Genomic DNA, 13,331 nt, shown 5'->3' with positions numbered 1-13,331 from the left:
GCCGCCTCCGCGCGCCGGCTGGACCGGCATCGCAGGCCGCACCTCCGCTTCGGCGGGCGTGCGGCCTGTTCTTTTGGGCGGCGTATTCACGTAAGCGACAGTGGCGGCGTCACGCGGAATTTGCAAAATAGTGTGAAATGCCGCCCGGGGTCTGAACCGAGCGCCGGGACGCCGGTCGAACGTCGCTCGAGACCGCGCGTGACGCGGCTGTTCGTTGCACCCAACCCCTATCAGGATTGTCGCCATGTCCCACGCTGTTGCCGTCGCGCTGTTTCTTCACCTGCTGGCCGTCGCCGTGTGGGTGGGCGGGATGGTCTTCGCGAATTTCTGCCTGCGCCCGGCGCTGTCCGACCTGACGCCGCAGCTCCGGCTGCCGCTGATCGAAGGCGTGTTCGGCCGCTTCTTCAACTGGGTGTCGGGCTCGGTGATCGTGATCCTGCTGTCCGGCGGGTTCCTGCTGATGGCATTCGGCGGCGCGCACGCGACGTGGACGCTGCATGCGATGGCGGGGCTGGGCGTCGTGATGATGCTGATCTTCGGCCACATCCGTTTCGCGCTGTTCCCGCGTATCCGCCGCGCGGTGCAGGCGCAGAACTGGCCCGATGGCGCGCGCGCGGTGAACGCGGTGCGCCTGCTCGTCATCGTCAATCTCGTGCTCGGCGTCGTGACGATCGGCGCCGCCGTGCTGTCGCGCGGCTTCTGACCTCCGATTCCGCGGCGCCGTTCGGCGCTTGCCGCCGGCGCGGTGCCGCGTGCCGCTACGCGGCCAGCATCGCGTCGAGCAGCCACGCGCCGGCCGGGCCGAGCGGCCGGTTGCGCGACCACACCGCATCGACCCGCACGCGGCGCGGCCAGCCGCGCGCGCGCAGCTCGCACAGCCGGTCGCGCGCGAAGTGCTCGACCATCCAGCGCGGCAGCTCGGCCCAGCCGAACCCCAGCACCGCCATCTCCAGCAGCATCAGATAGCTCGGCGCGAGCCAGCGCTGCGTGCCGACGACGATCCGGTCGTCGGCGCCGCGATCCTCCGGTTTCACGTAGGTGTTCAGGCGCAGCTCGCGCGCGTCGCGCAGCGCCGCATGCGGCACTTCGGCGTCGCCGTAGGCGGCCAGCGCGTGCGTGCGCCCGACGAACAGGCCGATCTCGGATTCCTCCGCCACCGTCGCCGCGCCGATATCGGGCGGGTAGACGGTGCGCGCGGCCATCAGCCCGAGCTGCGCGCGGCCCTGCTGGATCAGGTCGAGCACGTCCTCGTGCTCGGCGATCTGGCATTCGAGTTCGAGCGCCGGAAAACGCCGCTCGAGCGCCATCAAGGTTTCCTCGTAACGCTTCGACTGGTACGTATCGGACACGACGAGCGTGAGCCGCGCTTCCTCGCCCTGCGCGAGCCGCGCGGCGGTGCGGTCGATCGCCGCGCCGGCTTCCAGCGTGCGCTGCACCTGCGGCAGCAGCGCGCGGCCGGCATCGGTCAGCGTCGGCGTGCGCGTCGAGCGGTCGAACAGCTGCACGCCCAGATCGATCTCGAGGTTCGCGATCGCTTCGGACACCGTCGACTGGCGCTTGCCCAGCTTGCGCGCGGCGGCCGTGAACGAGCCGAGCAGTGCGGCTTCGGCGAAGGCGAGCAGCGCTTCGGGCGCGTGGCGCATGTGACGGATCTCATCGCGTTGTATCGGTAAAACCGATGATATCAAACTGGATTCATACGGTCCTGCCGATCAGAATGGCCGACATGAGCTGGACCAACGAATCGGAGGGAACATGAAACAGATGAACAAAACGGTGACGGAACGCCTCGTTCACGCGCTGACGTTCGAGCTGGTGGCGATCGCGCTGTGCGCGCCGATCGGCGCGTGGCTGCTCGACATGCCGGTGTCGCACGTCGGCGTGCTGACGGTGATGGTGTCGCTGATCGCGATGGCCTGGAACATGACGTTCAACACGCTGTTCGACCGCTTCGAGCGGCGGGCCGGCCTCACGCGCACGCTGGGAATGCGGGTCGCGCATGCAGTCGCGTTCGAGCTCGGCCTCGTCGCGATGGTGGTGCCGGTCGCCGCGTGGTGGCTGGATGTGAGCCTCGTCGAGGCGCTGCTGCTCGACCTCGGCATCGTGCTGTTCTTCCTGCCTTACACGTTCTGCTTCAACTTCGCGTACGACGCGCTGCGGGCGCGCTGGGTTGCGCGCCGCATCGCGGTGCAGGCAGGCTGAGCGGCAAGCGGCGGGGCGGGCGGTGGCGGCAATCGCAGCCGGCCGTCAATGCGCGACGGCCCACAGCCATGCGCCGCACGCAATCGCGACCGCGCCGTAGACGGCATACACGGGCAGCTTGAAGCGCGCGAAGCACAGCATCGCAAAGGCGCCCGTGAGCCAGTAGACGGGATCGGCCGGCTCGCGATGCAGGATCTTCACGACGGCGACGACCAGAAAGCCCGTCGTCGCCGCGCGCATCAGGCGCATCCCGTGCTCGAAGCGTGAGTGGCGCTTGAGCCGGAACAGATGGTTCTGCGCGAACACGACGAGACATCCCGACGGAATGAACAGCGCGGCGGTCGCGAGCAGCGCGCCGGTCCAGCCGTCGGTCAGGTAGCCGAGAAACGGCACGACGTTCAGCAGCGGGCCGGGCGACACGGGCGACAGCGCAAACGCGAGCGTGAAGTCGTGATCCGAGATGCCGGTCGCCGGCGACACGAACAGCGTCTTGAGCACGGGCAGCGCGGAGAAGCCGCCGCCGAACAGCGTCATCCCGGCGCCGGCGAGGCGCGGCCACAGCAGCGTCATCTGGTAGTCGCCGGACAGCGGCAGCGCGAACAGCGCGACGAGGATGGCGAGCAGCACGAGCAGGTTGCGGTCGCGCTTCGATAGCGTGAAGTCGACCGCGTCGTCTTGCGGCGGCCCGGTCAGCCAGCCGGCTGCAAACGCGGCGAAGAGAATCCCGACGAACGCGGCCGGACTATGCGCGAAAGCGAGCAGAATCGTCGATAGCGCGGCAATCAACTGTTCGAGCCGCGTGCGCGCGAGCGTACGCAATTGCTTGATCCACGTGACGCCGATCAGCGCGGCGAGCACCATCCCGAAGTGATTGATCAGCATCGGCGCGGCGAGCGAGCGCACGATCGGCGTGCGGTAGAAGATCGCGAACAGCGTCATCAGCAGGAAGAACGGCAGCACGCTTGCGATGCCGGCGATCCACGCGCCGATGCGCCCGTGCAGCGTCTGGCCGACCTGCACCGCGACATTGCAGCCGACCGGGCCCGGCACGAGCCACGCGAGGGCGATGAAATCGGCGAACACGTGCGGCTCGATGCGCTGCAACCGGTCGACGTAGTGGCGTTCGAGCTGCGCCATCATCGACAGCCCGCCCCACGACACGGCGGAAATGCCGGCGATGACCTTGAACAAGGTCCATAGGGAGGCCTGTGCCTGTTCGACACGTTCGGCCGCTTCGACTTCGACGGTTGTCATGACTATGCTGTTGGCGCTGGGCCTGGTCTCGCGCTTGAAAACGTGCCGGCGGCCCGCCGACACGATGGCCCTCCCGATTGTCCGCCGCGCATCGTGACACTGCCATGCGCGAAAACGCTAGTAAATGGACTAAACAATCGGATCGGAAGCCGAAACGATCGGTGGGCCGCGTAACAGGTGCCGCGCAGATGCCGCGCGTGGGGCGTGCTCAGGCGCCCGTGCTGCCGGTCGCGCGGTGCGTGAGGACGTCCGGCCGGGCGCCGCGCACGCCGAAGCGTGCGATCAGCGCGGGAATCGCGTCGGCCGGCACGGGGCGCGAGAACAGGAAGCCCTGCGCCTCGATCTCGCCGAGCGCGGACAGCCACGCGATCTGCTCCTCGGTCTCGGTGCCTTCGACGACGACCGTCAGGCCGAGCGAGCGCGCCAGATGCACGATCGACGACACCATCACGCACACGCTGCGATCGTTCGGGATGGCCTGCACGAACGAGCGGTCGACCTTCAGCGTGTCGACGGAGAAGCGGTGCAGGTACGACAGCGACGAATAGCCGGTGCCGAAATCGTCGAGCGCGATCCGGATGCCGAGCTTCTTCAGCGCGACGATCTTCTCGGACACGAGCTCCGGGTATTCCATCATCGCGGTCTCGGTGATCTCGATCTCGAGCCGGTTCGCGTCGATGCCGGTGTCCTGCAGCGCCTGGGAAATCGTCTCGATCAGGTCGCCGCGCCAGAACTGCACCGGCGAGATGTTGATCGCGAGCGTCAGCGTGTCGTGGCCGTCGTCGCGCCAGCGCGCGATCTGCTCGCACGCGGTGCGGATCACGAAGTCGCCGATCGGCACGATCAGGCCCGTCGATTCGGCGATCGAAATGAATTCGTTCGCGGAGATGATCCCGTGCTCGGGGTGGTCCCAGCGTGCGAGCGCCTCGAAGCCGGTGATCGTGCGGTGCGTCAGGTCGATCTTCGGCTGGTAGGCGAGGAACAGCTGCCCTTCGGCGAGCGCGACGCGCAACTGCTGTTCCCAGCGCATCAGGTGGTCCGCGCGGTGCGACAGGTGCGGCGCGTAGAACTGATAGCAGTTCTTGCCGGCGTCCTTTGCGCTGTACATCGCGAGGTCGGCCTTCTTCAGCAGGTCGATCTCGCTTTCGTTCGCGACGCTGTGCAGCGCGATGCCGATGCTGGCGTGCAGCACGAACGAACTGCCGCGCACGTCGAACGGCTCGCCGAACATCCGGATGATCGCCTCCGCGAGCCGCACCGCGCGCCGTTCGATGTCGTCGCCCTTCATCACGACCACGAACTCGTCGCCGCCGATCCGCGCGAGCGAGCCTTCGTCGCCGACTGCATCCGACAGGCGCGACGCGGTCATCTGCAGCACGATGTCGCCGGCGTTGTGGCCGAGCGTGTCGTTGACGGTCTTGAAGTTGTCGAGGTCGATGAACAGCAGGCCGAGCCGCGACAGGCTGGCCGGCATCGACACGTCGTTGCGCAGCCCGCGCAGCGTCGCGTAGCGGTTCGCGAGGCCGGTGAGCAGGTCGTATTCGGCGAGCTGGGTCATCTCGCGCTCGCGCCCCAGCAGCTTGCCGATCAGCCCCGTCGCGACGCTGAAGAACGCGAGCATCGCGAGCGTGATGAAGCTCGTCATCAGCAGGTAGACGTTGCGCGTGTGGGAGTAGTCCGCGAATTCCTCGCTCTGCGACAGCCCGACCATCACCGCGAGCGGGTAGCCGTCGAGGTGGCGGTACGACACGATGCGCGTCACGCCGTCGATCGGGTCGATGATCGTGCCCGTCACGCGCTCGGCGATCGGGTACACGCCCGACGCGGAGAACGCACCCGGTGCGTTGCTGACCGAGCCGGTGCGCCGCGCGAGCACGGCGCCCGTGTCGGACACCACGGAGATCACGCCTTCCTTGCCGATTGCCGCGTTGTTGTAGAAGTCGTTCGTGAAGTAGCTCGGGTCTTCCGACACCACGACGATGCCCGCGAAGCTGCCGTCCGGGTTGTTCAGGCGCCGCGTCATCTGCAGCGTCCAGTGGCTCGACACGCGGCCGAACACCGGCTTGCTGATGTACAGGCGGTCGTCGTTGTGCGCGAGATGGACCTTGAAGTGCTCGCGATCCGACAGGTTGATCGGCTGCGGATGGATGTCGGCCGTGTTCGCGAACAGGATACCCTTCGCGTTCACGAGCGAGACCTGGATCAGCGTGTCGCTCGGCACGACGCCTTTTTCGACCGCGCTCGCGAGATTGAAGTGCGCGGGCGATTTCTCGAACTCGAACTTGACGAAGCGGGTGATCTGGTCGACCTGGTGGATCGCCTTGACGGTGTGCTGCTCGAGCGCGGACGACAGGATCGCCGCGGATGCCGCCGCTTCCTTGTACGCGCTGTCCTTTTCGACCGACAGTCGCGCGATGATCACCGCCCACAGCAGCGCAAGCGCCAGCATCCCGAGCAACGGGATCGCGAACAGCGCACGCCGGCGCGATTTGCGCGGCGCGCGCAGCGGCCGGGTCGGCGGCGTGTGGTTGGACCGGGCGGAGCTCATTGAAGAAGGGCGGCGTCCTGCTCGCTTGCGCCATCCTCGTCGGGATGGCCGGCTATGGTTGGGGGTCGCCCCGGCGTCTGTTCGTTCGCGGGATGCGCAACCATGGACAGACCCGCCGAAGCGACGGATTAGGCCCGATATTACTGGCTGGAACGTTTTTGCGATAGCCGGGCAACCTCAGGGCGTCGGCCGCTGTGGCGCCATCGCACGTGGCGAAACGACGAAACGTCAGGCGGGCATCTGGAACGTGCCGTCCACGACCGTCACGACGTTGCCGCCGATCCAGATCGTGCCGTCGTCGTCATAGCGAACGGCAATGCGGCCGTCGCGGCCGATCGCCGTGCCCTGGCGGGCCGTATACGACGTGCCGGGGCGGCGCTGCTGGCGGCTCAGCAGCTCGGCCAGCGCGGCGTTTGCGCTGCCGGTGGCGGGATCCTCGCCGGTGCCGAAACCGTCGCCCGTCATCAGGCAGCGGATTTCGAACGTCGCGGGGCCGTCGTCGGGGTGCGGCGCGTAGGCCGCGAGGCCGTGCGCGCCGTAGCGGTGGATGAGGGCGCCGAGCGCGGCCGGATCGGGCGCGAGGCCGATGCAGGCGTCGGCCGACGTGAGCCGCACGACGAGCCACGGCGCGCCGTTGTCGACCGCGCACGGTTCGGCGTCCGGATCGATCGCATTGCTGCGCAACGCGGCCGCCAGCACCGGATAGTCGGCCCGGTCGAGCGGCGTGAACCGTGCCGGCGGCGCGGCAAATGCCCAGCCGCCGGCCTGTTCGCGCAGTTCGACCCGGCCGACGCCGCATTGCTGGATCAGCACGCCCGGCGTGCGCGGTCGCGCGCCGCTTTCCAGGAACGCGTGCGCGGTGCCGAGCGTCGGGTGGCCGGCGAACGGCAGTTCGCCGCCCGGCGTGAAGATCCGGACGCGGTAATCGGCCTCCGGATCGGTCGGCGTGCACACGAACGTCGTTTCCGACAGGTTCGTCCAGCGGGCGATTGCGAGCATGTCGTCGTCGCCGAGCGAATCGGCGTCGAACACGACCGCAAGCGGGTTGCCCTTGAACGGTACCGACGTGAATACGTCGACCTGCTTGAAACGGACGCGGCGGCTAGTCATCGTGACGATTGCGTGACGTGAGTTACGCGACTTCGGCGATCAGCTCGATCTCGACGCATGCGCCGAGCGGAATCTGCGCGACGCCGAACGCCGAGCGCGCGTGCTTGCCCGCGTCGCCGAACACTTCCGCGATCAGTTCCGACGCACCGTTCGTGACGACGTGCTGTTCGGTGAAGTCGAGCGTCGAGTTGACGAGGCTCATCAGCTTCACGATGCGCGTGACCTTGTTCAGGTCGCCGGTGTGCGCGTGCAGCGTCGCGAGCAGGTCGATCGCGATCGAGCGGGCGGCCGCCTTGCCGTCTTCCGTCTGCAGATCCGCGCCGAGCTTGCCGGCCCAGACCTTGCCGTCCTTTTTCGCGATGTGGCCCGACAGGTAGACCGTGTTGCCGCTTTGCGCGCTCATCACGTAGGCGGCGGCCGGTGCGCCGGCGGTCGGGAGCTCGATGCCGAGCGACTTCAGTTTGTCGTAGACGTTAGCCATGCGTTCGATTCCTCGTAGAGAGTCGTGACAGGAAAAAGCGGGATCAGAGGCGCTCGCAGAGGCGCTCGCGCAGCAGCTTGCCGAGCCGCGCGACGCCTTCCTCGATCTTCTCGGGCGGCACCGTCACGAACGACAGGCGCAGCGTGTTCTGTTGAGCATCGTCCGCGAAGAACGGCGCGCCCGGCACGAAGGCGACGTGGTTGTCCACGGCCGTGGCGAGCAGCTTCATGCTGTCGATCTGCGCGGGCAGGTTCACCCAGATGAACATCCCGCCTTCCGGACGGTTCCACGTGACGCCTTCCGGCATGTGGCGTGCCAGCGACGCGAGCATCGCTTCGCATTGCGCGCCGTACAGCTGGCGGATCGTCGGGATGTGCTCGTCGAGGAAGCCGTCCTTGATCACTTCGTGCGCGATGCGCTGCGTGAGCGTCGGCGTGTGCAGGTCGGTGGCCTGCTTGGCCTGCACGAGCTTGAAGTGGAGTTCTTCGGGGGCAATGATGTAGCCGATCCGCAGGCCCGGCGCGAGCACCTTCGAGAACGTGCCGAGGTGCACGATGTGGTCCGGCGCCATCGACAGCATCGTCGGCAGCGGCTCGCCCTGGTAGTTCAGCGCGCCGTACGGGTCGTCTTCCAGCACCGGGAACGGGCTCGACTGCGCGAACGCGGCGAGCGCGCGGCGGCGCTCGACGGGCAGGCGGCGGCCGGTCGGGTTCTGGAAGTTCGGCTGCGCGTACAGCAGGCGCGCACCTTGGGTCAGCTCGGGCGTGAGGCCTTCGGGCAACAGGCCCTGCTCGTCGGTCGGCACCTGCACGTAGCGCGGCTCGTACAGCGAGAACGATTGCAGCGCGCCGAGGTAGGTCGGGGTTTCGACGAGGATCGGGCTGTTCGGATCGATCAGCGCCTTGCCGAGCAGGTCGAGCGCCTGCTGCGAGCCGGTCGTGATCAGCACCTGCGACACGCGCACGCTGTAGCGCTCGGCGATCCATTCGCGCAGCGGCAGGTAGCCTTCGGTCGCGCTGTACTGCAGTGCGGCGGCGGGCGCATCGCGCAGCACGCGGTCGGCCGCGGCGCGCATGCGTTCGGCCGGGAACGTCGCCGGAGCCGGCAGGCCGCCTGCGAACGAGATGACCTCGGGGCGTTCCGTGACCTTCAGGATCTCGCGGATCGCGGAGCTCGTCAGCTTGCGGGCGCGTTCGGAAAGCTGCCAATGCGGCGGATGCAGGTCGGTCGGATTCATAGTCTCCTCGTTCGGATATCGGGTCAGTCAAGAAAGGTCGATCGGGCAGATTGCGTCGACGCGGCCGGGTAGGCATGCGGGAGCACGATCGGGCCGTCGCGGCCGGGTGGGCAAAACCGTTCTGGCAAAACAAACATTATGGCGCACCTCATCAACCGGCGCGAGCAGCACGCGGCGCCGTGGCCACGGCCGAGCGCCGGCCGAGCATCACGGTCGCGATCACGGCGGCCGCGAACAGCCACGTGGACGGCGTCACCGTCTCGCCGAACAGCAGCGCGGAGAAGGCGATCGTGAAGAATATCTGCAGCAGCTGCACCTGGCCGACGCGCGCGATCCCGCCCATCGCGAGACCCGCATACCACGCGAAAAAGCCGATGAATTGCGAAAAAAGGGTCACGTAGCCGAATGCGAGCCACGTCCGCAACGCAAGCGGGGCCGGATGCGAGACGTGCTGCGTCCATGCGAGCCAGCCGACCGGCAGCACGAGGAACGGCGCGGACACGACGAGCGCCCAGCAGATCACCTGCCAGCCGCCGATCTGGCGCGCGAGGCGCGCGCCTTCCGCATAGCCCAGCGCGCCGATGCCGACCGCGACGAGCATCAGCGCGTCGCCGGCCTGCACGGTGCCGCCGCCGTCGCGGAGCGCGAACGCGATCACGAGCGCGCTGCCCGCCAGCGCGCTGGCCCAGAACGCCTTCGACGGGCGCTCGTGCGACAGCCACGCCGCGTACAGCGCGACGAACAGCGGCTGCAGGCCGTTGACGACCGCGCCGTGCGACGCCGGCACGGTTTTCATCGCCCACGCGGAGAACACCGGATACGCGATGATCACGCCGGCTGATACGACGGCCAGGCTTTTCAGTTGCGCGCGCGTCGGCAGCCGTTCGCGGCGCCACCACAGCAGCAGGCCGGCCGGCACCGACGCGGCGAGCGCGCGGCCGAGCCCGTTGAGCAGCGGATTGAGTTCGGAGACGACGATACGCGTCATCGGCAGCGTCAGGCTGAAGATCATCACGCCGATGAGGCCGAGCAGCATGCCCCGGGTTTCGCGCGAATTCATGTACTGGGTGTCTCCGTATTGCCGGGTTTGGCGGGGTTCGTGTAATCGAGGGGGCGGCCGGCGCTCAGCGCAGCGTGCGGGCGCCTTGCGGCGTGTCGAATTCCGCGACGAGCGCGGGCGGGCCGTCGCCGGTTTCGACGTCGAGCAGATGGCCGACGCCGAGCCAGTCGAGCTGCTCGCGGATCGTGTCCGCACGCGGGTGGACGCCCTTGAGCGACTTCAGCGCGACGCCGTTGTCCGGCAGCGATTCGGCCGGATGACGCGGGCTGTCCCACTGGATCAGCGACGGCACGAGGCCGTCGCCGGCGCCTTGCCATGCGGGGAACGCGCCGTCGTCAGGCACCGTGAGGCCCCAGCTCAGGTCGCCGCGGCGCATCGCGACGACGGGCGCGATGCGCGCCGGGTACTGGCTCTGCCACAGCGCGAGCTGGCGCGGGCGGTCGACACGCGCGACCCAGTGCGCGAGAAACGGCCCCTGCGCGAGCCGGGCGTGCATCGCCGGGTCGTCGAGGCCGAACAGCCGTGCGCGCGGCGGCGTGGCGTCGTCGCCGATGGCCGGTGCGTCGGGATCGATCGCGATCACTTCGAGGTACAGCCCGCCCCACGCGCCGAACAGCGCGTTATGGGTGCGCATCAGCGGATGGCGGCCGCCGCCGGCCGGTTCGATGCCGAGCGCGTCGGTGACATGGCGCACGCCTTCATCGAGCGTGCGCGCGGCGATCACGAGATGGTCGAGGGTCAGGGAACGGGCTGGCATGAACGTCGGTCGGGAAGCGAAAGTGTCATGGTGGGCGGACGGGGGCGCGACCGGCCGGTGCACCGGGCCGTGCTGTGCCGCGCCGCGCGCCGGGCGGTGCGGCACCGCGTGCGGGCGGGCCGGAACGGCGGCCGCACGTCGCCATTCGAGGTCAACTGTAATCGTCCGCACCGGCACAGTAACGGTACAATCGGCGCGATAGCCTTCGGTACAGTTGGAGTTGCCAGCCCCGTGTCCACCGTCCCTCTCGCCCAGATTCCCGCGCCGCACGATACGGCCACGCTCACGCTCGTCGACCAGCTTGTCCAGTGGGCGCGGCGCCGCATCGACGAGCGCGTGTTCCGGCCCGGCATGCGCATGCCGTCGATCCGCAAGCTCGCGCTCGACAAGAGCGTGTCGCGTTTCACCGTCGTCGAGGCGTACGAGCGGCTCGTCGCGCAGGGGTATCTCGATTCGCGGCGCGGCTCCGGTTTCTACGTGCGCGAGCGCACGGCCGTCGGTCCGCAGCCGGTCGACAACGTGGCGCGCGTGGCGGAAGCCGCGCCGGTGCACAACACGATCGACGTCGTCTGGCTGCTGCGCAACATGCTGCATACCGCCAGCCCGGAAAAGGGGCCGGGTCTCGGCTACCTGCCGGGCCGCTGGCTCGACGGCGAGCTGATCACCGGCTCGCTGCGCGCGCTCGGGCGCCAGTCCGGCGCCCAGATGCTCGGCTTCGGCACGCCGCAGGGCTTTTTGCCGCTGCGCCAGCAACTGCAGACGCGGCTCGCGGAAGTCGAGATCGGCGCGAAGCCCGAGCAGCTCGTGATGGTGTCGGGCATCACGCAGGCGATCGACCTGATCTCGCGCATCTACGTGCAGCCGGGCGACGCGGTGATCGTCGGCGATCCCGCATGGTTCCAGATGTTCGGCCGCTTCGCGTCGCAGGGCGCGCAGCTCGTCGGCATGCCTTATACGCCCGACGGCCCCGATCTCGACACGCTGGAAACGCTCGTGCAGATGTGGCGGCCGAAGATGCTCGTGATCAATTCGGTGCTGCAGAACCCGACCGGCACGTCGCTGTCGGCCGCGCAGGCGTTCCGGATCCTGAAGCTCGCGGAGGCGTACGACTTTCTCGTCGTCGAGGATGACGTGTACGGCGACCTGTGCCCGCCGAGCTACCCGGCGACGCGACTCGCGAGCCTCGACCAGCTGAAGCGCGTGATCTACCTCGGCAGCTATTCGAAGACGCTCGCGGCGAATTTGCGGGTCGGCTATGTCGCCTGCGCGCCGGAGATCGCGAAGGCGATCACCGACCAGAAGATGCTGGTCGGGATGACGACGCCGGAGCTCAACGAGCGCGTGCTCTACAAAATCCTGACCGAAGGGCATTACCGGCGCCACGTCGAGCGCTTGCGCGCGCGGCTCGACGGCGTGCGCGACAAGACCGCGCGGATGCTCGAGCGCACCGGGCTGCGGCTGTTCGCGATGCCGGCGGCCGGGATGTTCCTGTGGGCCGACACGGGCGTCGATTCGGACGCGCTCGCGGCCGCCGCGCACGAAGAAGGCTTCCTGCTGACGCCGGGGAGCCTGTTCTCGCCGCAGCAGTCGCCGTCCACCTGGACGCGCTTCAACGTCGCGAACTGCGGCGATCCGGCGCTGGCGCCATTTCTCGGCGAGTATCTGGGGGCGGTGTCGAGGCGCGGAACGGGGGGATAAGTCCCGCCGCGCGCGCCGACGGGGTGGGGATGTGCTTCAAAGGGATCACTCCATGGCTGGAGCACGCTTCGAGTGGATTCGGGTTGCTTTGCCGCTACGCCGCAAGTCGCGCGTTACTGCTTCAGGCGCACCATGCTGCAACTTAACGCATCCGCGCTATCGCGCTTGTAGCCATCCAGGTTTCTGTAACCCTTTGCGATCCAGTAATCGGGGTAAGCCGGATCGAAAGTCAGCGATATCACGCCGAAACCACAGGCTCGTCCCTCTAGCAAGAAGGCGATTTTCGGCGTGGTCGCAGTCAGATCGCTTTCAATCACTCGATAGGGGCGCTTCGTACAATTGGCGAAAGGCGTGTGCCATTCGATCGTTTTTTCGGCCACACGAAGTTGGCCATCGCATTGCCGGCCGTGACCGACGAACGCTCCTGTAAGCGGCTGGTTGCCGGCCTGTGCAACACTTGCCAGCAGCGCGGTAACGAGACTCAATCCCTGGGCAATTCTCACGGCGTGCATACCGGCTCCTTGACCTGCTGAATCGTCGCAAGCGCATGGTCGAGCTTTTTCGCGTATGTGTCGGGTGCTTTCGTGTTGTACAGGCGACCAACATTTGCTGTAGTCATTGGCTTCCAGCCCGTGATGACTTTGCGCATCGCCGCCTTCCGGTATTTCAAAACTTGCCCTGGGCGCAACGTACCTATACTGGGATTCAGTGTGCGTAACATGTCTGTTGTCGAACTCTGTTGCCGGGCGGCCAGACCCGGGGCGCGTATGGCATTTGAGCAAATTTCCATCCGCGGAAACATCGGACGCGTTCGAATCTCTGCGGATCGGCACCGGCTACGTCAGCCGCGCATGCGGCGTGTGCCATCGGCTTGCCGGCACCGGCCGAGATCTCTTGAAATCGAATCATTCATCCCCAAATGAGCGCGCAAACCCGTCCGGCATGGCCATGGGCGGGGGCCCCATCAAGTTCAAGTCAGAGGAA

General features: G+C 67.7%; 13 protein-coding genes. 3 read left to right on the top strand and 10 right to left on the bottom strand.

Translation table 11 applies throughout. The features are described from left to right. Positions 1-244: 244 nt before the first annotated feature. Positions 245-703: a CopD family protein gene (locus FFI87_RS12280; protein ID WP_012364396.1), complete on the top strand. Its 459-nt coding sequence runs from the start codon at positions 245-247 to the stop codon at positions 701-703. 55 nt (positions 704-758) lie between these two features. Here the strand turns inward: FFI87_RS12280 and FFI87_RS12275 are convergent, their stop codons facing one another. Then, positions 759-1,643 carry a LysR family transcriptional regulator gene (locus FFI87_RS12275; protein WP_138847356.1) on the bottom strand — a complete coding sequence of 295 codons (885 nt, stop codon included), beginning with the start codon at positions 1,641-1,643 and terminating at the stop codon, positions 759-761. A gap of 112 nt (positions 1,644-1,755) precedes the next feature. On the opposite strand from FFI87_RS12275, the gene FFI87_RS12270 reads away from it, so the two are divergent. Further along, entirely contained in the window at positions 1,756-2,202 is a 447-nt protein-coding gene (locus FFI87_RS12270; protein WP_138847357.1) for a multidrug/biocide efflux PACE transporter, read from the top strand. A gap of 45 nt (positions 2,203-2,247) precedes the next feature. Here the strand turns inward: FFI87_RS12270 and FFI87_RS12265 are convergent, their stop codons facing one another. From FFI87_RS12265 to FFI87_RS12230, 7 genes are all read right to left on the bottom strand, one after another. Then, positions 2,248-3,456 (bottom strand): chromate transporter, encoded by a 1,209-nt coding sequence (locus tag FFI87_RS12265; protein WP_138847358.1) that lies wholly within the window; start codon positions 3,454-3,456, stop codon positions 2,248-2,250. Between the two features lie 208 nt (positions 3,457-3,664). Further along, the gene (locus FFI87_RS12260) at positions 3,665-6,004 is read right to left on the bottom strand and encodes an EAL domain-containing protein (protein WP_138847359.1); all 2,340 of its coding nucleotides are present in this window, start codon (positions 6,002-6,004) and stop codon (positions 3,665-3,667) included. Between the two features lie 228 nt (positions 6,005-6,232). Next, the gene (locus FFI87_RS12250) at positions 6,233-7,114 is read right to left on the bottom strand and encodes a PhzF family phenazine biosynthesis protein (RefSeq protein WP_138847360.1); all 882 of its coding nucleotides are present in this window, start codon (positions 7,112-7,114) and stop codon (positions 6,233-6,235) included. A 22-nt stretch (positions 7,115-7,136) separates the two neighbouring features. Next, positions 7,137-7,595 (bottom strand): RidA family protein, encoded by a 459-nt coding sequence (locus FFI87_RS12245; RefSeq protein ID WP_006478174.1) that lies wholly within the window; start codon positions 7,593-7,595, stop codon positions 7,137-7,139. 43 nt (positions 7,596-7,638) lie between these two features. Further along, a complete protein-coding gene (locus FFI87_RS12240) occupies positions 7,639-8,832 on the bottom strand; it encodes a PLP-dependent aminotransferase family protein (protein ID WP_138847361.1) in 1,194 nt (397 codons plus the stop codon). Between the two features lie 151 nt (positions 8,833-8,983). Beyond that, a complete protein-coding gene (locus tag FFI87_RS12235; protein ID WP_138847362.1) occupies positions 8,984-9,892 on the bottom strand; it encodes a DMT family transporter in 909 nt (302 codons plus the stop codon). 64 nt (positions 9,893-9,956) lie between these two features. Continuing rightward, on the bottom strand, positions 9,957-10,649 hold the full coding sequence (locus tag FFI87_RS12230; RefSeq protein WP_138847363.1) for a VOC family protein: 693 nt from the start codon (positions 10,647-10,649) through the stop codon (positions 9,957-9,959). A 231-nt stretch (positions 10,650-10,880) separates the two neighbouring features. On the opposite strand from FFI87_RS12230, the gene FFI87_RS12225 reads away from it, so the two are divergent. After that, positions 10,881-12,347: a PLP-dependent aminotransferase family protein gene (locus tag FFI87_RS12225; RefSeq protein WP_138847364.1), complete on the top strand. Its 1,467-nt coding sequence runs from the start codon at positions 10,881-10,883 to the stop codon at positions 12,345-12,347. Positions 12,348-12,460: 113 nt separating this feature from the next. Here the strand turns inward: FFI87_RS12225 and FFI87_RS12220 are convergent, their stop codons facing one another. Then, positions 12,461-12,859, bottom strand: a complete 399-nt coding sequence (locus FFI87_RS12220) for a hypothetical protein (RefSeq protein ID WP_138847365.1) — start codon at positions 12,857-12,859, stop codon at positions 12,461-12,463. Beyond that, positions 12,847-13,068, bottom strand: a complete 222-nt coding sequence (locus FFI87_RS12215; RefSeq protein WP_138847366.1) for a hypothetical protein — start codon at positions 13,066-13,068, stop codon at positions 12,847-12,849. Before FFI87_RS12215 ends, FFI87_RS12220 begins: the two co-directional genes overlap by 13 nt. Positions 13,069-13,331 lie beyond the last annotated feature (263 nt).

The organism is Burkholderia sp. KBS0801, assembly GCF_005937855.2.
Taxonomy (GTDB): Bacteria; Pseudomonadota; Gammaproteobacteria; order Burkholderiales; family Burkholderiaceae; genus Burkholderia; species Burkholderia ambifaria.
The sequence above is the reverse complement of the archived record's forward strand: the minus strand, read 5'-3'. Positions and strand labels throughout refer to the sequence as shown.